Source organism: Hominifimenecus sp. rT4P-3 (genome assembly GCF_051055405.1).
Taxonomy (GTDB): domain Bacteria; phylum Bacillota; class Clostridia; order Lachnospirales; family Lachnospiraceae; genus Pseudolachnospira.
The window spans coordinates 2,995,145-3,015,223 of the sequence record NZ_CP167068.1 but is presented as its reverse complement, the minus strand read 5'-3'; the positions used below and the strand labels follow the sequence as shown (position 1 = coordinate 3,015,223).

Below are 20,079 nucleotides of genomic sequence, written 5' to 3'. Positions count from 1 at the left end.
GATGAAAAATCCAAATCAAGTGCCGATTCTAACGGCTGCGGAAGCCGTAAATTTGGTGAAAGATCAGGACGTGGTAGCGTTTTGTGGCGCAGGGGGCGGTATTACGGAGGCGACAGAGCTGATTCAGGCTTTGGCGGTCCGATACCGTGAGACGAAAACTCCCCGCGACTTGACCTTTTGGCATTCTACGGGCCTGGGAGACCGGGCGGAACTGGGAATGTCGCCGTTAGCTATGGAGGGACTGGTAAAACGGGATATTGGAGGCCATTTTGGCCAGTCCCCCCGGTTGGCGGATATGACGGATCGGAACGAAATAGAATCTTATAATCTTCCCATGGGCATTATGTCGCAGCTGATGCGGGCCGGCGCGGCCGGGCAGCCGGGAGTTCTGTCCCATGTGGGCTTGGGGACATTCCTGGATCCCCGTCAGGATGGGGGGAAAATGAATGAAAAGACAAAAGAACCCCTGATTGAACTGCAAGAAATTGACGGAAAAGAGTATCTTTTCTACAAAACGGTGAATCCGGACGTAGCTTTCATCCGCGGGACTACCGCGGACACGGAAGGCTATATTACCATGGAGGATGAAGTGACCTTTATCGATAATCTGGCCACGGCCATGGCGACCCATAACCATGGTGGAACCGTGATCTGCCAGGTGGCAAGGGTCGTGAAGGCGGGGACGCTGCATCCGAAACAGGTAAAGATTCCCGGATATCTGGTGGACGCTTTAGTGGTGGTTCCAGATCAACCTCAGCTGTATAACGCGCCGGTCAACCGTTTTATTTCCGGCGATTATATTCAAGACGACGCTTTGGTAGAGCCGATTCCTTTGACCGAACGGAAAGTGATTGCAAGGCGTGCCTTGATGGAGGTAAAGCCGGGAGATGTGGGGAACCTGGGAGTCGGCATCGCGGATGGAATCGGGACGGTAGCCAGGGAAGAAGGCGTCAGCGATCAGTTTACGCTGACCATCGAGACGGGGCCGGTAGGCGGTATTACGGCTCAGGGCATCTATTTTGGCGCCAGTGTGAACATGAAGGCTGTTTTGGACATGCCGTCTCAGTTTGATTTTTATGACGGCGGGGGCCTGGATATCTGTTTCTTAAGCTTTGCGGAAGTGGATTCCATGGGAAATGTCAATGTGCACAAGTTTAACGGCAAGACCATGGGCGTGGGCGGATTTGTAAATATTTCCCAAAATGCCAAAAAATCGGTTTTCTTGGGAACCTTGACGGCAGGCGGGCTGAAAGTCGGCATCACGGACGGTCAGGTGAAGATTCTTCAGGAAGGGCGGTTTGTGAAATTTGTAAACCGTCTGCAAGGGATTACCTTTAGCGGCGAATATGCGGCGGCCGAGGGAAAAGAAGTCTATTATATTACGGAGCGCTGTGTATTCCGGCTGACAAAAGCGGGAATTGAGCTGATCGAAATCGCGCCTGGCATGGATCTGGAAAAGGATATCTTGGCAAACATGGAATTTTCTCCTTTGATTGCAAAAGATTTGAAACAGATGGATCCCAGATTGTTTTATGACGCTGCCATGGGCCTGAAGGACAGTGAGTTTCGATAAGGAGTGGTATCATGTTTGCAGATAATTTTTATGAGGTTTTTCAGGTTGGACAGACCTTACCGAGCAGCGGGAGACAGATTACAGATGCGGACGTGAGATTGTTGTTCGGCATGGTCGGAGGAACCCATCCTCTTCACATTGACCCCATCTACTGCGCGTCCCGGCCGGAGATCGGAAAGCCGATTGCGCCCGGTTCGCTGGTATTGGGGATTGTAGAGGGATTTTTCAGCAAAGATATCTGTCCGGATGATCACGTCTATGCACAGCCTATTTTGTGTAAAAAGATTCGTTTCCTGAAACCGATTTACATTGGTGACGTGGTTTCGGCGTCTTTTGAAGTGAAAGAAAAGCATGACATGGATGAGTTTTCCGGCCAGGTCCTGTTTGGAATTTCCGTCTATAACCAAAAAGATGAGATCGTAACCTATGTGGAAGAGGGGTTTCGGATTGAGAAGAGGGAAAAAGGAGGGAAGGACTGATGGGAGCCGCGAAATATTTTGAGGATTTCCAGATTGGAGAGGAGATGGTAAGCCGCTCCCGGGTGATCGATCCCTCGGATATTCGGATGTTTTCCGCTTGCACCAGCTTGTGTAACCGGATTCAGACCGATGCGGATTACTGTAAGGAAATTCCGGGCGTAGGAAAACCTGTCGTGGCAGGTTCCCATCTGCTGAACCTGATCGATGCGTTTTATGCTCAAGTGGTAAGCCCCGATGGAATTCCTACTTTTCACTATGGATATGACAACGTCGAATTTCGGGAAAACGTGTATTCCGGTGATACGGTGCATACGATTTTTCAGTTGATCGATAAGACTGAAAAAAATGAGGCGTTTGGAGTTCTCACCTTTGAGGTGAAGACATATAATCAGCGCGGCGAGGTTGTGGTATACGACATCGATAAGCTGTATTGCGGCCGGAGGCCGAAGGAAGACGGGAAGACGGATTCGTAAATTTCCTAGCTGTATTTTTAGTCTATAGGGTTTAGGTGTCAAAAAGTCTCTGTATAAAACGTGTCGGAGTATTTTGTAGAGTTTCGGAGCAAGTACTTCTAGGATTTCGGAAATTTGTGAAAAGCATAAACAAAAATAGGAAACTCGCTGCGCTCAAACAGTCCTATTTTTGTTCATAAGACAAATTTTCGAAATCTAAGAAGTACTAACGCTCCTGCAAATACAAAATACTCCGACACGTTTTATACAGAGACTTTTTGATATCCGAACCATATAAAATAAAAAACGCTCCGCGTGCGGGAAATTGGGTATTCTCGCGCTGCGTCGTGTACTTTTTCTGTTCAAAAGGGTATGATAGTTGCGAAAGGAGGAGCTTCCATGGATCAAAAAAAGATCGGGATATTTTTAAGAGAACTCCGCAAAGAAAAAAAGTTAACCCAGGAGCAGCTGGCGGAAATCCTTGGCGTAACAAATCGAAGTGTCTCGCGATGGGAAAACGGCGTGAATCTACCAGATTTTGATCTGGTAATTGAGATCGCCAATTATTTTGACGTGAGCATTGAAGAATTTTTGGATGGAGAAAGGAGAACAGAGATTATGGATAAAAAAACGGAGCAGACTCTTTTAAAAGTAGCGGACTATGAAAATCAGAGTAAGATAAATTTTTCCAGGAGAATGTGCAGACTTTTTATCGCAGCGATTGTCGCGTTCCTTGTATACGCCGTTATCGAGATGCAAGGACTTGGCGAGGCCAGCGTCTATGAAGCGATCGCTTCCACGGCGCTGGGGTTTGTCTTTGGTGTTCTTTTGCTTGGCGCCTTATTTACAAGCCGCTATATGGTAAAAGTTCAGATGTTCAAGCAAAGATTATTCCATAAAATAAAAAAATAAGATCGGTCCATAAAGTAAAAAAAGGAATTGACCTTGTACCTTGAAATCGATATAATTTTGATAAAACTTCAGGGAGACGGGACGTGCAGCAGGATCTTTTAAGCGGAGGAATCACAAAAAATTTGCTTCGATTTGCGCTGCCTATGATGTTGGGGAGCCTATTGCAGCAATTATATAATGTGGCGGACACATTGATTGTCGGTCGTTTTTTGGGAGCGAATGCTTTAGCGGCGGTAGGTTCCTCCTATACCTTAATGACGTTCCTTACCTCCATCTTGCTGGGCCTTTGTATGGGAAGCGGCGCGGTTTTTGCTGTTTCCTATGGAGAAAAGAATGAGGAAAAGCTGAAGGCCAGCATCTTTCATTCGTTCCTTCTGATCGCGGTTATTTCTCTTTTGATCAATCTGCTGGTTTTACTGGGTATTGATCCGATTATTCGGCTGCTTCAGGTCCCGGAGGAGCTCCGCGGCCTTATGCGGGCGTATCTTTGGATTATCTTTTGGGGAATCAGCGCGACGTTTCTCTATAACTACTTTGCATCTTTGCTGCGGGCGGTTGGGGATTCGGTTACTCCATTGATTTTCTTAGGAGTATCGGCGGGGCTTAATATTGGTTTGGATTTTTTGTTTGTGCTGGGATTTCAATGGGGGGTGGAAGGCGCTGCGATTGCAACGGTAGCCGCTCAGTATGTCTCTGGAATTGGAATTGTGGTTTATACAAGGAGACGTTTTCCCCAGCTGGCAATCAGCAAACGCCATATGGTTTGGAAACCAGAGATTCTAAAAGAAATCGCAAGCCTGTCGTTTCTCACCTGCGTCCAGCAGTCGGTGATGAATTTTGGAATTCTGATGGTTCAGGGCATTGTCAATCGTTTTGGAGCGGCAGTTATGGCAGCGTTTGCAGCGGCAGTCAAGATCGATTCTTTCGCCTATATGCCGGTTCAGGAATTTGGCAATGCTTTTTCCACATTTATTGCCCAGAACTATGGAGCCCGGAAATTCCAGCGGATTACCCGTGGAACACGGAGCGCGGTATGTACGTCTTTGGCCTTTAGCGCGGCGGTCAGCGCAGTGGTCTGTATCTTTGCGCGCCCGTTGATGCAGATTTTTATTCAGCCGGAGGAGACGGAAATTATTGCGGTGGGAGTGGGATACCTGCGGATAGAGGGCGCTTTCTATGCTGGAATCGGCCTATTGTTTTTGCTCTATGGATTTTACCGGGCAATCAAGATGCCGGGAATGTCTGTGGTACTGACCGTGATTTCCCTGGGAACTCGTGTTGGGCTGGCCTACGTCCTGTCCGCGGTCCCCTCTATCGGTGTAACCGGGATCTGGGCCGCGGTTCCGATCGGCTGGGGCCTGGCGGATTTGGCGGGCGTCTGGTATTATCAAAGAAAGAAACGGGATCTATTCTGCCGTTGACTTATCCTGCTTGGATTCACGAAGCTGCTGCAAATCCCGCTCTGCCACGATCACGCCCTGTTCATAATGTTGGATTTTATGATTGAGACGATCTAACGATGCCTGCATATCTTCCATGCGTTTCATCAGCTGATTTCTCTGCTCGATTAGGATCGCTTTTCTGGCGTCCGCGGTGGAATCGCCCTGATCAAAGAGCGCGACATATTCGATTAAGGCTTCGATTTGGACGCCGGATTTCCGCATACATTTCATCATTTCGATCCAGCGGCAAGATTCCTCGTCATAATCTCGAATTCCACTTTTGGTTCGGGGAACCGGAGGAATGAGACCAATCCGTTCATAATAGCGCAGCGTGTCTGGGGTCATTTCGTATTTTTTGCTTACTTCAGCGATTGTCATGGGGCTTCTCCTTGCTTCATGGTTTCATTCCTAGTGTAGCACTTAAAGCGCACTCTAGGTCAAGTGTTTTTTGTTTGGTTTTATTCGAAAGGAAAGTAGAGGTGCGTGTGATGGCATTGTTACAGCCGATGAAAATTGTTGCTAGAATCCGCTCGGATTTTCCAACAAAGTTTGGCATTCCCCGGCAAAGCGGATTGGTTCATGAATTAAAATCCAAGATTGTATTTGAGCCGGAGTTCCGAAATGTGGACGCGGTGCGGGGAATCGAGGATTTCACGTATCTTTGGCTGATCTGGGAATTTTCCGAGGCGGTGCGTGATACTTGGGCGCCTACGGTGCGGCCGCCGCGGCTGGGAGGAAACCGGCGTATGGGAGTATTTGCTACCCGTTCCCCTTTTCGCCCTAACCCCATCGGCCTTTCTTCCGTTCGGCTGGAACGGGTGGAGATCGATCCTCGCCTGGGGCCGGTACTGCATATCTCAGGAGCGGATCTGATGGACAATACCCCGATTCTGGATATCAAACCGTATCTTCCTTTTGTGGACAGCCATCCGGAGGCGGCCGGAGGATTTGCGGAAAGCACAAAGGATTACCGGCTTTTGGTGGAGTTTCCGGAGCAGCTGCTGGCCTTGGTTCCAGAAGAACGCCGGGATGCTTTGCAGGGCGTTCTTGCCAGCGATCCGAGACCTTCTTATCAAAACGACCCGGAGCGTGTCTATGGCTTTGGATTTGCCGGACTGGAAATTCGTTTTACCGTGCAGGACGGAGTGCTGACCGTACGGCAGGTGGAGCCTGCGACGGAAAAGTAAAAAAGGAAGGAGCTCCCTTGATGTGCCCCTTCCTTCGCCTGCTGGGGGATTAGTGATTGTCCCCCAATTTTCTTTTTCCGAGCCGCACTTCTTCCAGCTGCTTTGCCGTGTCTTCCGGAAGATGGTGAAAGAGATAATTTCGTTCTGCCTTCGGACGGCTTTGGCAGATTTCCTGAATTTCTACACGAGCCGCCTCGATTTCTTCCCGAAGGCCGGGAGCGGAAAGCCGGGAGGCCCCTTGCCCTAGGATAATGACCTGCTCCAAAGCGTCGGAGGTAGCGACTGTCACGGTATATTTTCTTCCCAGTTCATGGACGGTTTTTTCGATATACTGATCGGCGGTTTCCGCTTCCTTCGTATAGACAATATAGATGTTGTGATAATTCTGTACTTCTCCGGGATTTCCCTTTACCTTATAGGCATCGAAGACCAGAATCACCGTATTCTTTTTAAATCCCTGATAATTACAGAGAATATCCGCCAATAAGTTGCGGGCTCCTTCGATGTTTTCTCTGGCCAGATCTTTTAGCTCCTCCCAGGAAAAGATGATATTGTAGCCGTCTACCAGCAAATATTCTTTTTGAGGCTCTTTTTGCGCCTGTTTTTGATGAAAGCGCGGCGCGGCGTCCAGACGGCTTGGAAGCGTTCGTTCTGCTCTTCGGTCCGGCCCATAGGTGCGGGTGAAGATGGCTTCCAGCTCCTTGTCCTCGGCGCTAAAAGAGGAACGGAACGTGGGAGAAGGTGCGGATATGGGGCTATTGGCCGGAAGCGGCGGCGTCTGTATCTTGCGGTATTCCAGGTGCATATGGCTGGCAACTTGATCCCAGGGAATGAAAACTCCCGCGCCGTGGGAACAAAAGATGGAGCCAGATGGATTTTCCAGGTCGGCTTCCTCGTCGTATCCGGAGGCCGCGATCACTTCTTCCGCATTGTGGCAGGGTTCGTAGCCTTTGACGGTACATGCCAAGGTTCCTTCACCTTTGGTGTAGGAAATGAGTTCCATCTGGTATCCCTGCATAGTGGCGACCGGCGCGGTGCCGGTTAAGACTGCTTTTTCCCCTAGGATTTCCGGCGGGGAAAATTGTCCGTGTCTGTTTTGAATATCGGAAATTGCGCGGCCGATTTTATCGGCGGGAAGTTCCAGGCGGAATTCGTAGATGGGTTCCAGCAATACGCAGCCGGCCTGCTTTAGGCCTTGCCGGACCGCCCGGTAGGTTGCCTGGCGGAAATCGCCGCCTTCCGTGTGTTTGGGATGAGCGCGGCCGGAGATCAGCGTAATCTTTGTGTCCGTCAGTTCTGCGCCGGTTAAAATTCCCCGGTGTTTCTTTTCTTCCAGATGAGTCAGGATCAGCCGCTGCCAGTTTCGATCTAAGAGGTCTTCGCTGCATTCGGAAGCAAATTGAAGGCCGCTTCCCGGTTCGCCAGGCTCCATCAAAAGGTGAACTTCCGCATAATGGCGCAGCGGTTCAAAATGACCGGCGCCTTCCACAGCACGTCGGATGGTTTCCTTATATACAATACTTCCGGTATCGAAGGCGACCGAAAGGCCAAAGCGTTCCAGGATCGTGCTTTTTAGGATTTCAATTTGGACTTCTCCCATCAGCCTGGCGTGAATCTCGCCGGTTTGTTCCTCCCAGACCATGTGAAGCAGCGGTTCCTCCTCCTCCAATTGGCTGAGTTTGGAAAAGGCTTGGTGCACATCGCATCCCTCCGGCAGCAGAACTCGGTAAGTCATGACAGGTTCCAGAACTGGCAATTGGGAGGAAGGTTCGCATCCCAGTCCCTGGCCGGAATAGGTATGACTGAGACCGGTCACGGTGCAGATGGTTCCGGCAGGAACTTCGTCTACCGACTGAAAGGTAACGCCGGAGTAGAGACGGATTTGATCGACCTTTTCTTCCCAGATGTCGTCGTTTTCCGTGGGCCGCCCAGTTTTGGGGTCAGGATTTTGCGTCTGGTTCGTCAGAGGCATTTTTACCTTTAGAATGCCTCCGGTAATTTTCATATGGGTCAGCCGGTTTCCCTGGCTGTCACGGGAGATTTTATATACCTTAGCGCCGAAAGCATTTCCAAAGGAGGATGATTTCGTATAGGAAGAGAGCCCTTTTAGAAACTCTCCGACACCGGTCAGCTTTAAAGCGGAGCCAAAATAGCAGGGAAAGATTTTCCTTTGCTGAATCTTCTCTGCGATATCATGATTTTCCAGCATACCTTGTTCCAGATATTTGTCCAGCAAAAGCTCATCGCACATGGCCAGATTTTCAAAAAAGCTGCTGTTTTCTGAGGCTTCGGAAAAATCCACGCATCGCTCGTCCAATTGTTTCCCCAGCTCTGCCAGAATCGTTTGGGAATCCGCGCCTTCCTGATCCATTTTGTTGATAAAAAGAAAGGTTGGAATCTGGTACTGAGACAGGAGCTGCCAGAGGGTGCGGACATGGCCGGATACGCCGTCCGCCGCGCTGACGACGAGGATGGCATAATCCAGAACCGGAAGAGTTCGCTCCATTTCAGCCGAAAAATCCACATGCCCCGGCGTATCCAGCAGCGTTACCGTGGTATCGCCCAGAGAGAAGATCGCTTGCTTGGAAAAGATGGTGATGCCCCTTGCCCGTTCCAGCGCATTGGTGTCGAGAAAGGCGTCTTTGTGATCTACGCGGCCCAGCTTCCGGATGCGGCCGGTCAGATAGAGAATGCTTTCCGCCAGCGTTGTTTTACCAGCGTCCACGTGGGCGAGGATGCCGATGCAAATATGTTTTTTCTGTGTGATTGGTTTATATTCCGGCGTGGCCTCCATAGAAAATGTCCTTTCTGTACAGTATTTATGCGTCAAAAACAATATAGTGCAGCATGGGTATTATTACTTTAAGGCTTCACTTAGGCTATGCGGTATTCCACGCGGTCCTCTTACGGCAGATATTCCGTATTTTTCTTTCAAAATATGAAATGGAAAAAGGTCAGGTTGATATCTTTTTAGCAGCTTTATCTTCATCAGCGATTTGATCGTGAGATTCTTATTCGCATAATCGTATGGTATATCTGTTTCTGTGACCTTGCATTGATAGAGGATTGCTGAAATAGGAGATCCGACATACATAAAAACCGTATCGCCCTTTCGGATGCCGTTTCCCTGCTTCCAGTTAATGATATCTGCACCTTCAAATGCATGTTCTATGTCATAATATTTCGGATTTGCCGGAATGAGCCATTCCTTTGGTGGCCGCAGTTTCTGTTTTCCCTGTCTCGATGCTGTGAAAAAGAAACTCTTGTCAAGCATTTCGCAGATTTCTTCAAAAGGAACGGTACCATCAAGAAGGATGGAGATCCAATTGCCCCGACGGATATGATAACCCTTAAAATACCCTTCCTTCTGTATGAGCATATCTACAAAAAACGGATCATCCAATTTGACATTAAGAATATCGGTTCTCTCATCTTCGGGCAGCCCTAACTTACTGCGGGGAATATTCATGATCAAACCGTACCATTTATTGTTATCTCCATGCCGGAAAATCGCATAATCAGGGAAACGGCTCCATAGGTATTCCGGTGTAGTTTTATATTTTTTCTTCACATACGAATAAATTTGTTCTCGTATTGTATTCATAGAATGATCACCTCAGATTTCTTTATTGGAGCCAGTATAATGAAACAACGAGGAAAAGTCAAGAAGGTTTCTACAGTCACCTTTTTCGGAACAGATTCAGATAAGGGGTAAGGGAGGCATTGGCTGGAAAATCTGCAAATGTCGGATTTCCAGGTAAGCAAAAAGGGGACCTATATCGGCCCCAGTGAAAGAGTCGTATCCCATAGAAATCGTAAGCAGGACGAGAATCGGCACAAAGGGAATGAAAAGTTGGAGCGCTCCGGACGCATTGACAACGGAAAACGCTTGTCTGATCTTGCGCCAAGTGGGCGGGCATCCAGAAAGGTGTCTTTATTTTTGTGGGTTTAAACTACAATTCACGTAATATCGGGGAAAATGCACTCATTTTACAGGGCAGGCATGTCCGCCTGCGCCACATGAACCTGTACGCCCATATCGCAGAATGGCTTGTACAAATCCTCCGGCGTACCAGAATCTGTGATCAGATGATTCAGCCGGTCGGCAGGACAAATATTATACATCGCCGTTACGCCAAATTTGCTGTGATCTGCAATGCCGATCACACAGTCGGATTTTTCCACAAAAGCACGCAGCAGTACCGACTCCTCCATTCGATAGTCGGTTATCCCTCGCTGTGGCGTAATACCGCCGATGCCAATGATCAGTTTGGTTGCATTAAACAGACTCAGATTTTGCATGGCAGTAATGCCGGAGGTAGAGAAATCAGCGCCTTGCAGATGTCCTCCCAGGCAAAAGACGTTGATGCCGGCACAATCGGCCAGTTCCATGGTGATGGGCAGCGAATTGGTGATCACCGTTAGGTTGGCGCGCTTGCGCAGTTGAGAGGCAATCTCTAGCGTTGTAGTGCCTGGCGCAATGAGCACGGTATCTCCGTCGCAGATCAGGTTTGCTGCAGCGTGGGCGATGGCCTGTTTTTCTGGTGTGTGGAATTGGCGGCGGAGCGTATAAGCAGACTCGCTGACCACCGGCTGCGTACTAACCGCGCCGCCGTGAATACGCCGTACAAGGCCGTCCTTCTCCATCGCTTCCAGATCACGTCGAATGGTTTCGGAGGATACGCCAAATCGATTGACCAACTCCTGAACATTGACAAATCCTATGCTGCGAAGCATATCCTTGATACTTTCCCGCCTAACCTGCTGCATATAAATACCGCCTTTACCCGTTTTGCGGCGTCATTTTGTGACGCCGCCAGTCTTGATTTAGTTTTTATTATAACGGATTCAGAGCCAAAATGCACCTGTTATTTTCTCGTTGCGAAAAGAATGTGGTATGGCAACAAAATGTGAGATTTCACACATTATAAGTTGGAGACACTTTGGATTGACAACATTATTTCTTCGTTTTTTCACGAAAAATGGTTCACAATTTTGATATACGCACAAAATACAACATTTAAATGTTGACATTCACACATTCTGGTGCTACTATAGCCTTGCCGGTGTAGGGAAGGTTTTGCACATCGGACTTTTAGGAAAGAGAGAAGATGCACAATGAAGACTTATTTGTTCAGTCCCGGACCTGTAATGGTGGAGGAGCCTGTCCGCCAGTCGCTGATGCATTACGACATCTGTCACAGAAGCCCTGAGTTCGAGGAACTTTTCGTCGGCATCCAGGATAAGATCCTACGCCTGTTTGAGGCCGATGACAGTTATTATTCCGTGGTAGTTTCCGGAAGCGGCACTTCTGCCAACGAGACCTGCCTTTCTACTGTATTCAAAGATGGCGACGAGGCCCTGTTGCTGAATAACGGTGAGTTCGGCAATCGCCTGTTCGAAATTCTGAGCAAGTATCATGTTCCTACCACTAACATGGAGTTCGGCTGGGGCAATCTGCCCAATCTGGACGAAGTAGAGAATGTGCTGTGCAATAATGACAAGATCACCTTTGTGTGCATGGTGTTCCATGAGACCAGCACCGGTATGATTAATCCTGTGTACGAGGTGGGGAAGTTGGCCAAGAAGTACGGCAAGCGTCTGTTCGTGGACTGCGTCAGCGCCGCCGCCGGCGAGCACATCGACGTGGTGAAGAACAACATTGACCTGTGTACCAGCGTTGGCGGCAAGTGCCTGGGGGCTTATCCCGGTTCCGCTTACATCTGCGGCAAGGAGGAATTAATGGCCTCCTTGACTCCTGAGATGGGCAAGAATGTTTACTTGAATCTGGCGAAGCACTACCAGATGGCGAAGAAGAACCACCAGACCCCCAATACTCCCAACGTAAACCTGTTCTGGCCTTTGGACAAGGCGCTGGATATGGTCATGGAGGAAGGGTTAAGCCATTATATCGACCGCCACGCTGCCTGTGCCAAGATCCTGCGGGACGGTATGAAAGAGATGGGGTTGAAGTTCCTTCTGCCCGAGGAGCAGATGTCCAACACTGTCACCTCCGTGTTTCTGCCGGAGGGCAAGAACGTCGCCCAGTTTGTCGCTGAAATGGGCGACGCTGGCTACACCGTCTATCCCGGTAAAGGCAAGTATCTGGAGATGAATATGTTCCAGGTAGCTAACATGGGTGCTATCGATTCCAAGGACTGCAAGAAGTTCCTCGAGGTACTTAAGGCTCATATCTGATCGTTTGACAGAAAACGCAGGGAAATGTAAAAAATTTTTCAAGCTGTTGTGATCTGTCAAAGGAAGAGGTAAAATTGGGAATATACTGGTGGAAGCCATTGCAAAGGGGAGAGTATTATGGTAGATGATTTGGTAAAAGCATTGGAAGCGGCTGATTTTTCAAGAATGATTTATCAAAGAAGGCAGCTTCATATGCACCCGGAAGTTGGATTTGAATTGCCGTTTACCATATCGCTGATAAAAGAAGAATTGGAACGAATCGGGATTCCTTATACAGAAAGATACGGGAAAAGCAGTGTGGTCGCTACTCTGGGCAATCCAAACGCAGATTTTACGATTGGATTCCGTGCGGATATGGATGCCCTTCCGATTCAGGACAAGAAGACTGTTCCCTATCATTCGTGCGTACCTGGCCGTGCGCACGCTTGCGGCCACGATGCGCATACGGCTATGCTTTTGGCTGTTGCCAGAGGTCTTTATAGTATTCAGGATTCCCTAAAATACCGTGTAAAGCTCCTTTTCCAACCAAATGAAGAGAGTTTTGACAGCGGTGCGCGTTATATGGTTCAGGACGGCGTGATGGATGATATCGATATCATCGTCGCAGCTCATGTAGAAAGCGCTCTTGAATCCGGCCAGGTTGGATTTTATGAGGGATTGTCATTAGCTGCCAGCCGTCCTACCCTGATTCGATTCTTTGGCATGGAATCGTTCGACGGATTTCCACAAGAAGGTATCGATGCCCTAGCTATGGCTGTGAATACCTATAACGACATTCAAATGATGCTAGTGCGGGAGCTGAATCCGCTGGATCGATTTTCTTGTTCCATTAGCGCGCTCAATGCCGGCTGTACCAATAATATCATACCTGCATACGCAGAAATGAAACTGTCGATCCGTGCCTTTAATTTGGATACTGACGCATATATTTTCCGCCGTATTAAAGAAATTGCACAAAAAAATGCTGCTTTGGTTGGCGGCAGCGTAGAAATCGACGGTCAATTGAAGGCGCTGCCCATGCTGTGCGATCACGAGGTCACAGAACGCGTGCGGCGGGCAGCCAGACAAGTCGTAGGCAGCGAGAATATGTTTGAATTGCCGCAGAAGATGAACAGTGAGGACTTCTCCTATTTTCTTGAACAAAAGCCAGGCACGTTTTTCCTGATTGGAACCAGAAATACAGATAAGGGAATTACGGCCACGGAGTATAGTTCTCGTTTTGACGTGGACGAGGATGCGCTGATGGACGGCGTAGAAATACTGATGCGATTGGCTTTGGAGGATACCGGGGAGCCTTCCGCAGAGTTTATGGAAAAGTGATATGGAAAACAATCTATTTTTGACAACATTTTTAGAAAATAATGCGAACTATTATCACGTCAGCCGTAGAAAACCCGAGTTTGCAGACCAGATACAGCACCAAAAGGACTATTATGAAGTATGTTTTGTTCTGAAGGGTCAATTGCGCCATCGTCATAACCGGGAACAGTATGTTCTGTCATCGGGTGATTGTTTTATTATTCCTCCGGGCTTCCAGCATGCAGTAGAGGCAATGGAAGAAAACACGATGTGTTTTTGGCTTATGTTTCAGGGGGCGTTATTTTTCCCCGGATATTATCATAGTAATATTCAAAAAATGCTCGGATCTTTGAGCATGGAAAACTGCTACGATTCAGAGAGAGCACAGATGAAGATAAACTTTCCGCAAATGGAGCAAAACCAAATTTGTCATTTGTTTGATTGCTTAATCTATGAATGCGATTCCGTTTCGGAACGAAGTAACAATTCGCTTATTCTAATTGCATCTATTATCAATACGGTTGCAAGAAACTATTTTAATAATCCAATTATGGCAAATGAACTGTGTCGAATCAACGAGTATGACGCCATTATGCCTGATTGCCTTCGCTATATTGACGAAAACTACATGAAGCCACTAACCATTTCTTTTATGGCAAAGCATTTTGCCGTGTCAGCTTCTTATTTTAGCGTTATTTTTCCTAAAGTGGCAGGCGCTCCATTTAAGCAGTATTTAAATCGAAAACGCATCAATGCGGCAGTAGCCCTGTGCGCCGACCAAGCGCTCCCTTTCCATAAAATAGCAGAGTTATGCGGATATGCGGACACGTCGACATTTTATCGAAATTTTATTAAGTATATGGGCGTTTCCCCTTCTTCGTTCCGGACACAACTGCAGAATGCCTCAAATGAAAGCTAGGATGATCGAATTTTGCGAAAAACGCAATGTTTAATGTGGAATTTGCAATTAACATCACATACCATTCATGATAAACTTTCTATTGTAAGAGACACTTCTTTATGCCAACTTAAGTGAAAGGGAGATTATCATGAAAAAGGCAAAGAAAATTTTGGCCCTTGTGATGGCGATTGGCATGGCACTGTCAATGGGAGCATGCGGCCAGAAACCTGAAGAGGGTGGAGAAACAAAGGGTGATGATACGAAAACCATTAATCTGACTTTCCCCCATGTATTTAGTTCTACCAGTAACCAGGCAAAGTGGGTTAATTGGATTGCTGATACCGTGAAGGAGCGCACCAATGGTGGTATGACGATCACGGTTTATGCGGATAGCCAGCTGGGTGATGAGCCCGAAGTAATACCCAAAATCATCAGCGGTGAGTTCTCCATGGGCATGCATGAGGGGTCGGCTTGGGCCGATGCGTTTGGTCAGACTCAGTTGGGCGTATATGGTCTGCCTTATCTTTGCACAACTTATGACGGCATGAAGAAGATCGGAATGGACATTCTGCCAGACAGCTTCAATGAGATGCTTACGGATGCCAAGTGTGATCAGATTATTGCGTTCGCACCCATTTCTCAGGGAATTCGAGGCATGTTTACTGCCGACAAGCCGATACGTACCGTCGAAGATTTGGAGGGAGAGAAAATCCGTACGGCTCCTGCAGAACTGTATGTGAATGCTGTGAAGGCTTTGGGCTGCACTCCTACTCCTGTTCCGCTGTCCGAGGCTTACACCTCTTTGGCTCAGGGCGTCTGCACAGGTATTGAGAACGACCCTGGTACGATCATGGCTATGAATATGCAGGAAGTTCTGAAATACTACACGCCGACCAATCATCTGGCTTCATTCAACATTATTTGTGTGAATCGCAGCGTATTTGAATCCCTGCCGGAGGAATATCAGACCATTCTCCGCGAAACCATCATAGAAGGCTGTTCCAAGCAGTTTGACGACTGTGCTGCTGAAAATGAAGCATATCTTAAAGATATGGAAAAGTCGGGTATTGAGATCATTGACTTTCCAGAAACGGAGCTTGCTAAGCTGCGCACGAACTGCCAACCTCTGTTGGATCAGTTTGCTAACGAATACGGCCTCAATGATCTGATTCAGAAAATGGTTGCTGTGGAACAGTAACGAAAGACGATTTGCTGCGGTAAAACGTATCAACAGAGGCTCAGTGGGCGTTCACTGGGCCTCTGTTGATAAGTGAAAAGGCTGCGCCGGTTTTGAGATTCACCGGATTCCCCAATACGGAGGTTTTGGATATGACGATTTATAAGAAAATTGATGACACGATAGCAAAAGGGGTGGAATATCTCTGCATCGCACTTATTATTGCAATTATTGTTCTTTGCTTTAGCAACACGTTCCTGCGCTATGTTTTGGATAGCCCCATCGTTTGGTCGGAAGAACTGACAAAATATATGTCCGTCTGGCTGGCTATCGTTGGCGCTGCATCCACTGTACGTGCGGACGGTCATACCACATTAGATATTCTTCAGGGACTCGTGAAGAGCCGCAAGGCGAAAATGATTCTGTTTATCGCTACCAGAATCGTGGTTGTGGTGATTCTGCTGGGTCTGTTTCCCGCAGGTGTCCGCGCCATGCAGGTTTTGGGCGCTTCTACCGCTGCCAGCTCCCGCATGCCCATGTGGATTCTGTATCTGTCGTTCCCGCTCGGTGCTGTTTGTATGCTTCTTGCATTTATTCGTACTGTCCCCGAGTATGCCAAAATGATTCTGAAAGGAGAAAAGGAATAATGTTACTTGTTGCTGGTGTTACACTAATTACGCTACTCCTTTTAGGAATTCCCATTACGTTTGCCTTGTTGGGCTCCGGCCTGCTGGCTGTTTTGGTATGCGGCGGCTTTTCTGACTATGTTATTATTGAGCGGTTTATTGCCGGAATAAATTCCTTTTCTTTGATGGCAATTCCTCTGTTCATCGCTGGCGGCGCAATCATGAATGAAGGCGGTATTTCCAGACGTATTGTGAATTTTTGCTCGGCCATGTTTTCTTGGGTGCGCGGCGGACTGGGTTGTGTCTGCGTGGCGTCTAACATGATTTTTGGCGGCATTTCCGGTTCTGGTACCGCTGCCGTTAGCGCAATCGGAAGCATTACGTCTCCGGCTATGATTAAGACTGGTTATGAAAAGGGCTTTACCGGAGCGCTGATTGCGGGAGCCGGTTCTACGGCGCCAATTATTCCGCCCAGCTGCGATATGATTGTTTTTGCGTCGATCACCGGACTGTCCGTGGCGCGGATCTTTATGGGCGGTTTAGTTCCCGGTATCAGTATTGGTGTTGTTTTGATGCTGATTTGCTTCCTTTATGCCAAGAAGCATAACATTGACTACGGCGGAAAGTTTGTCCCCAAAAATGTTTGGAAAACCTTTAAAGAAGCTGTTTGGGCATTGATTATGCCAGTCATCATTATCGGCGGTGTGTCTATCGGCTTCTGCACGGCGACGGAGGCTGGCGCGGTTGCCTGTGTTTACGGGCTGATCGTTGGTAAGTTCATCTATAAAGATTTGACTTTTAAGGGCCTGTTTAAGGTTCTCCGTCAAGCTGTAGTTACAAACGGACAGATTATGACTTTAATCGGTGCGTCCAGCCTTTACGGCTACATATTTGCAGTCGAAAATGTCAGCGGCAGACTCCGCGATTATTTGGCAAGCGTTTCCAGCAGCCCCACGGTGATTATGCTGATTGTGGCGGCGCTGATGCTGGGAATTGGCTGCTTTATGGAGTGTACCGGTGTGATGCCCATTATCCTTCCGATTGTTTATCCTCTGCTGCAAAGCATGGGCTGCAACATGGTTCAATTCGCAGTAGTGTTTTGCATGTGTACCATTATTGGCGGATTGACGCCTCCGGTAGGATGCTACCTGTTTGTTTCTTCCTCTGTTGTCAAGGAGAAAATAACCAAAATTATACCGTGGATGTGCATCATGGTAGCGGTAGATGTCGCCTTCATGTTACTTGCTCTGTTTTGGGAACCCTTTGCCACTTTCCTCCCAGGACTGATCTTTCAGTGAGGTATCTGAACTTTGCAGTAACATAGGGAAAGGAAAGCCATGAATATTGTACAAATCACAGACCTCCATCTGTGCCAGAATGGAGAGAAGGCATTTCATCGCGCAGATGCCACGCAAGCGCTGAAAAATTCTGTGAATTATTTACTTCACAGTGCCATATCCATAGATTTAGTAGTTGTGAGTGGGGATATTTCTACCGATGGCAGTATGGATGCCTATGAAACTGCACTCCATGAATTAAAACGATTGCCATGTCCTGTTTATTACGTTCCTGGCAATCACGATTGTTGTAAACGGATGGAGCAAGCGGGTATGATTCCAGTTTCTTCCAATGGCACAGCTTGCCGTGAGATTGATTTGCCAGAGGTATCCATTATTCTGATGAACACGGCAATGGCAGGAGAATCAAGAGGGTTTGTAAACAAGGAAACATTAGAACAGTTGCGTGAGATCCTAAACAAGGAAGCGGGAAAGCCTACGTTCTTGTTTATGCATCACGTTCCCTTTGTTACTGGTTTTACGGTTATGGATGAGCCATTCTCCGGCGTGGAGGAATTTAACGCATTGATAAGCAAGAAAGAAATCAATGTGTGTTGTGGGCATATTCATGCCGGGATGGTTACGCACACCGGACTTGCGACTGTTATTACCTGTCCGCCTATCTGCATGGAAATGGAACTTGATTTTACTCCAGCCGGTGGGGATATGTTCTATGTATCCGAACCACAGTTTGCTATCCATTGCGTAAATGAGAAGCAAGTAGTGACACACTTTGCTGTTGTCCCTACTGCAGAATCCAGACGGGGTCCCTATCCGTTTTCCGTGTGATTGAGAGATGGGAGGATGAGGGTATGTTAAAAGGATTAACATTGTTATTGCCCGAGACATCGCTTACACTATACGACAATCTGGAATTTCTGATTCGTATTATGTTGGCAGCCATACTGGGCGTTATGATTGGCTTAGAGCGGTCAAAACGGCAGAAAGAGGCGGGCATTCGCACACACTGTATCATAGCGGCGGGCGCAGCCATTTTTATGATTTTGTCAAAGTACGCTTTTGCAGATATGACGGCGCTGTTGGGCGATCGTCCCGGAGGTGCAGATCCGTCCCGCATTGCCTCCCAGGTAGTCAACGGAATATCCTTCCTGGGCGCCGGCGTGATATTCAAAAACAATGCCTCTATCAAAGGCTTGACTACAGCGGCAGGCATTTGGGCCACAGCGGCAGTTGGTATGTCTATTGGGGCGGGAATGTATTGGGTCGGTTTGTTTTCAACCGTGGTGATTGTAATCATCCAGTTTTTGCTGCACCGCTTCCCAATCGGGCGTGACAATTTGTCCATACAGACCGTTTGTGTTCGTATGGAGAACAGTGAAGTAACTCGTGCACGATGGAATGAGCTGATTCAAAGACACGACGGAGTTGTTAAGCAAAGCAAAATTACCCTGGACAAAAACGTGCTGTGTATGCAGATGGACATCTGTATGTCTCAATCAATATCTCATGCGGAGGCGCTGGACTTGATGGAGAATACAGACGGGATATATGAAATCAGCGTATGATGGATGCGCCGAAACATATGGCATGGGCATCTTGCGCCAGAGCCCATGCGCCCGGAAGGGCGTCTCTATTTTTGTTGGTCTAAAAACCGGCGCATATTTTCCAGCGTCCGGATGCTGATAAAATGTTCCACTTTCTCCACCTGTTCCAGCTCGTCGTCGCTTTGGTTGAGGAAACAGAAAAATTCCTGCAGTGTCTGATGGCGGAAAAGCAAAAATGCACCCAGATCTTTTCCTTCCTGCGTCGGGAATACGACCCCGTATCGTTCAAAATCCACCAACCCCTGTTCTTTTAAATTAGAAACCATTTTAGAGGCGGACGAAGCCTTTACATGAAGGGCTTCCGATAGTTGGTGAATGCGCACGGGCTGCCCGTTTTCCCCCAGGCGCAGAATCATCTCCAGATAATCTTCCATAGAAGCGGTCAGCTTCTTCTTTTCCAGGCGGGAATAGCCTGCGAGCGTATAGAAATTCAAAGTATTGTCCATATATCCTCCCATTGGATACTCTTCACAATCCCAGTAAATTTTACTTTTGAAAAGTAGAAAACTTTGTGTATTTCCGGAACCGGAAATCAGCCGCCGCCATATATTAGGGTATGGAAACAAAGTTTCCCTTCGCTAAAAGTGAAGCGGCTTTGCAATCAGCAAAGAGTGGCTGCAATTATAAAAAATCAGCAGGAAAGCCAGAGAGCGCCTGTTTTATCTTATGAATAGAGGAGAACCGATTATGAAGAATATGGAAAGCTTAAAGGAACTGAATCGTGGACAGAAAGCAGTGATCGCCCGTCTGGAATCTTCCGACGATATCCGGCGCCGTCTGCAGGATATGGGATTGATCGAAGGGACTGCAGTAGAGTGCGTGGGAAAAAGCCCGCTGGGAGATCCGGCGGCCTATCTGGTGAGAGGCGCGGTGATTGCGCTGCGCAGCAAGGAATCCGATCGGATTTTTATCCGATTTGCTGAATAGAGGA

General features: G+C 47.9%; 20 protein-coding genes. 15 read left to right on the top strand and 5 right to left on the bottom strand.

Going from position 1 to position 20,079, the window contains the following annotated elements:
• The first annotated feature begins 1 nt into the window (after window position 1).
• The 5 genes from ACCC71_RS13885 (at window position 2) to ACCC71_RS13865 (ending at window position 4,837) form a co-directional block, all read left to right on the top strand.
• Entirely contained in the window at window positions 2-1,573 is a 1,572-nt protein-coding gene (locus tag ACCC71_RS13885) for an acyl CoA:acetate/3-ketoacid CoA transferase (RefSeq protein WP_434310218.1), read from the top strand.
• Between the two features lie 11 nt (window positions 1,574-1,584).
• Window positions 1,585-2,052 (top strand): MaoC family dehydratase, encoded by a 468-nt coding sequence (locus ACCC71_RS13880; protein ID WP_434310217.1) that lies wholly within the window; start codon window positions 1,585-1,587, stop codon window positions 2,050-2,052.
• Entirely contained in the window at window positions 2,052-2,525 is a 474-nt protein-coding gene (locus tag ACCC71_RS13875) for a MaoC family dehydratase (RefSeq protein ID WP_434310216.1), read from the top strand. The genes ACCC71_RS13880 and ACCC71_RS13875 overlap by 1 nt, the downstream gene beginning before the upstream one ends.
• 378 nt (window positions 2,526-2,903) lie before the next feature.
• Window positions 2,904-3,416, top strand: coding sequence for a helix-turn-helix domain-containing protein (locus ACCC71_RS13870; RefSeq protein ID WP_434310215.1), 513 nt, complete (start codon window positions 2,904-2,906; stop codon window positions 3,414-3,416).
• Between the two features lie 83 nt (window positions 3,417-3,499).
• On the top strand, window positions 3,500-4,837 hold the full coding sequence (locus ACCC71_RS13865; RefSeq protein ID WP_434310214.1) for an MATE family efflux transporter: 1,338 nt from the start codon (window positions 3,500-3,502) through the stop codon (window positions 4,835-4,837).
• Here the strand turns inward: ACCC71_RS13865 and ACCC71_RS13860 are convergent.
• A complete protein-coding gene (locus tag ACCC71_RS13860) occupies window positions 4,823-5,236 on the bottom strand; it encodes a MerR family transcriptional regulator (RefSeq protein ID WP_434310213.1) in 414 nt (137 codons plus the stop codon). The two genes, ACCC71_RS13865 and ACCC71_RS13860, sit on opposite strands and share 15 nt — an antisense overlap.
• 110 nt (window positions 5,237-5,346) lie before the next feature.
• Here ACCC71_RS13860 and tsaA point away from each other — a divergent pair, with 110 nt between their 5' ends.
• Complete coding sequence (gene tsaA / locus ACCC71_RS13855) at window positions 5,347-6,045, top strand: tRNA (N6-threonylcarbamoyladenosine(37)-N6)-methyltransferase TrmO (RefSeq protein ID WP_434310212.1); 699 nt, start codon at window positions 5,347-5,349, stop codon at window positions 6,043-6,045.
• 49 nt (window positions 6,046-6,094) lie between these two features.
• On the opposite strand, the gene ACCC71_RS13850 is transcribed toward tsaA, so the two are convergent.
• The 3 genes from ACCC71_RS13850 to ACCC71_RS13840 all read right to left on the bottom strand — a co-directional run bounded on the left by ACCC71_RS13850 (window position 6,095) and on the right by ACCC71_RS13840 (window position 10,815).
• Window positions 6,095-8,839, bottom strand: coding sequence for an NYN domain-containing protein (locus tag ACCC71_RS13850; protein WP_434310211.1), 2,745 nt, complete (start codon window positions 8,837-8,839; stop codon window positions 6,095-6,097).
• Between the two features lie 63 nt (window positions 8,840-8,902).
• Window positions 8,903-9,616, bottom strand: a complete 714-nt coding sequence (locus tag ACCC71_RS13845) for an MmcQ/YjbR family DNA-binding protein (RefSeq protein ID WP_434310210.1) — start codon at window positions 9,614-9,616, stop codon at window positions 8,903-8,905.
• Between the two features lie 419 nt (window positions 9,617-10,035).
• Window positions 10,036-10,815: a DeoR/GlpR family DNA-binding transcription regulator gene (locus ACCC71_RS13840; RefSeq protein ID WP_434310209.1), complete on the bottom strand. Its 780-nt coding sequence runs from the start codon at window positions 10,813-10,815 to the stop codon at window positions 10,036-10,038.
• 348 nt (window positions 10,816-11,163) lie between these two features.
• Here ACCC71_RS13840 and ACCC71_RS13835 point away from each other — a divergent pair, with 348 nt between their 5' ends.
• From ACCC71_RS13835 to ACCC71_RS13800, 8 genes are all read left to right on the top strand, one after another.
• Complete coding sequence (locus tag ACCC71_RS13835) at window positions 11,164-12,243, top strand: pyridoxal-phosphate-dependent aminotransferase family protein (protein WP_434310208.1); 1,080 nt, start codon at window positions 11,164-11,166, stop codon at window positions 12,241-12,243.
• A gap of 117 nt (window positions 12,244-12,360) precedes the next feature.
• Window positions 12,361-13,563, top strand: coding sequence for a M20 metallopeptidase family protein (locus ACCC71_RS13830; protein ID WP_434310207.1), 1,203 nt, complete (start codon window positions 12,361-12,363; stop codon window positions 13,561-13,563).
• 1 nt (window position 13,564) lies between these two features.
• Window positions 13,565-14,461: an AraC family transcriptional regulator gene (locus ACCC71_RS13825; protein WP_434310206.1), complete on the top strand. Its 897-nt coding sequence runs from the start codon at window positions 13,565-13,567 to the stop codon at window positions 14,459-14,461.
• Between the two features lie 130 nt (window positions 14,462-14,591).
• Window positions 14,592-15,641 (top strand): TRAP transporter substrate-binding protein, encoded by a 1,050-nt coding sequence (locus ACCC71_RS13820; RefSeq protein WP_434310205.1) that lies wholly within the window; start codon window positions 14,592-14,594, stop codon window positions 15,639-15,641.
• A 131-nt stretch (window positions 15,642-15,772) separates the two neighbouring features.
• Complete coding sequence (locus tag ACCC71_RS13815; protein WP_434310204.1) at window positions 15,773-16,267, top strand: TRAP transporter small permease; 495 nt, start codon at window positions 15,773-15,775, stop codon at window positions 16,265-16,267.
• Window positions 16,267-17,544, top strand: a complete 1,278-nt coding sequence (locus ACCC71_RS13810) for a TRAP transporter large permease (protein ID WP_434310203.1) — start codon at window positions 16,267-16,269, stop codon at window positions 17,542-17,544. The genes ACCC71_RS13815 and ACCC71_RS13810 overlap by 1 nt, the downstream gene beginning before the upstream one ends.
• Window positions 17,545-17,583: 39 nt before the next feature.
• Window positions 17,584-18,372 carry a metallophosphoesterase gene (locus ACCC71_RS13805; protein WP_434310202.1) on the top strand — a complete coding sequence of 263 codons (789 nt, stop codon included), beginning with the start codon at window positions 17,584-17,586 and terminating at the stop codon, window positions 18,370-18,372.
• 23 nt (window positions 18,373-18,395) lie between these two features.
• Window positions 18,396-19,109, top strand: a complete 714-nt coding sequence (locus ACCC71_RS13800; RefSeq protein ID WP_434310201.1) for an MgtC/SapB family protein — start codon at window positions 18,396-18,398, stop codon at window positions 19,107-19,109.
• Window positions 19,110-19,174: 65 nt separating this feature from the next.
• Here ACCC71_RS13800 and ACCC71_RS13795 read toward each other — a convergent pair whose 3' ends face one another.
• Window positions 19,175-19,594, bottom strand: a complete 420-nt coding sequence (locus ACCC71_RS13795) for a metal-dependent transcriptional regulator (RefSeq protein ID WP_434310200.1) — start codon at window positions 19,592-19,594, stop codon at window positions 19,175-19,177.
• 241 nt (window positions 19,595-19,835) lie between these two features.
• On the opposite strand from ACCC71_RS13795, the gene ACCC71_RS13790 reads away from it, so the two are divergent.
• Window positions 19,836-20,075 carry a FeoA family protein gene (locus ACCC71_RS13790; RefSeq protein WP_434310199.1) on the top strand — a complete coding sequence of 80 codons (240 nt, stop codon included), beginning with the start codon at window positions 19,836-19,838 and terminating at the stop codon, window positions 20,073-20,075.
• Window positions 20,076-20,079 lie beyond the last annotated feature (4 nt).

Excerpts from the sequence above, each read along its gene's own strand:
- ACCC71_RS13800 (WP_434310201.1), top strand. The coding sequence starts at position 18,396 with ATGTTAAAAGGATTAACATTGTTATTGCCCGAGACATCGCTTACACTA.
- ACCC71_RS13815 (WP_434310204.1), top strand. The coding sequence starts at position 15,773 with ATGACGATTTATAAGAAAATTGATGACACGATAGCAAAAGGGGTGGAA.
- ACCC71_RS13810 (WP_434310203.1), top strand. The coding sequence starts at position 16,267 with ATGTTACTTGTTGCTGGTGTTACACTAATTACGCTACTCCTTTTAGGA.
- ACCC71_RS13840 (WP_434310209.1), bottom strand. The coding sequence starts at position 10,815 with ATGCAGCAGGTTAGGCGGGAAAGTATCAAGGATATGCTTCGCAGCATA.
- ACCC71_RS13850 (WP_434310211.1), bottom strand. The coding sequence starts at position 8,839 with ATGGAGGCCACGCCGGAATATAAACCAATCACACAGAAAAAACATATT.
- ACCC71_RS13795 (WP_434310200.1), bottom strand. The coding sequence starts at position 19,594 with ATGGACAATACTTTGAATTTCTATACGCTCGCAGGCTATTCCCGCCTG.
- ACCC71_RS13880 (WP_434310217.1), top strand. The coding sequence starts at position 1,585 with ATGTTTGCAGATAATTTTTATGAGGTTTTTCAGGTTGGACAGACCTTA.
- ACCC71_RS13820 (WP_434310205.1), top strand. The coding sequence starts at position 14,592 with ATGAAAAAGGCAAAGAAAATTTTGGCCCTTGTGATGGCGATTGGCATG.
- tsaA (WP_434310212.1), top strand. The coding sequence starts at position 5,347 with ATGGCATTGTTACAGCCGATGAAAATTGTTGCTAGAATCCGCTCGGAT.
- ACCC71_RS13870 (WP_434310215.1), top strand. The coding sequence starts at position 2,904 with ATGGATCAAAAAAAGATCGGGATATTTTTAAGAGAACTCCGCAAAGAA.
- ACCC71_RS13860 (WP_434310213.1), bottom strand. The coding sequence starts at position 5,236 with ATGACAATCGCTGAAGTAAGCAAAAAATACGAAATGACCCCAGACACG.
- ACCC71_RS13830 (WP_434310207.1), top strand. The coding sequence starts at position 12,361 with ATGGTAGATGATTTGGTAAAAGCATTGGAAGCGGCTGATTTTTCAAGA.
- ACCC71_RS13875 (WP_434310216.1), top strand. The coding sequence starts at position 2,052 with ATGGGAGCCGCGAAATATTTTGAGGATTTCCAGATTGGAGAGGAGATG.
- ACCC71_RS13805 (WP_434310202.1), top strand. The coding sequence starts at position 17,584 with ATGAATATTGTACAAATCACAGACCTCCATCTGTGCCAGAATGGAGAG.
- ACCC71_RS13790 (WP_434310199.1), top strand. The coding sequence starts at position 19,836 with ATGAAGAATATGGAAAGCTTAAAGGAACTGAATCGTGGACAGAAAGCA.
- ACCC71_RS13835 (WP_434310208.1), top strand. The coding sequence starts at position 11,164 with ATGAAGACTTATTTGTTCAGTCCCGGACCTGTAATGGTGGAGGAGCCT.
- ACCC71_RS13885 (WP_434310218.1), top strand. The coding sequence starts at position 2 with ATGAAAAATCCAAATCAAGTGCCGATTCTAACGGCTGCGGAAGCCGTA.
- ACCC71_RS13825 (WP_434310206.1), top strand. The coding sequence starts at position 13,565 with ATGGAAAACAATCTATTTTTGACAACATTTTTAGAAAATAATGCGAAC.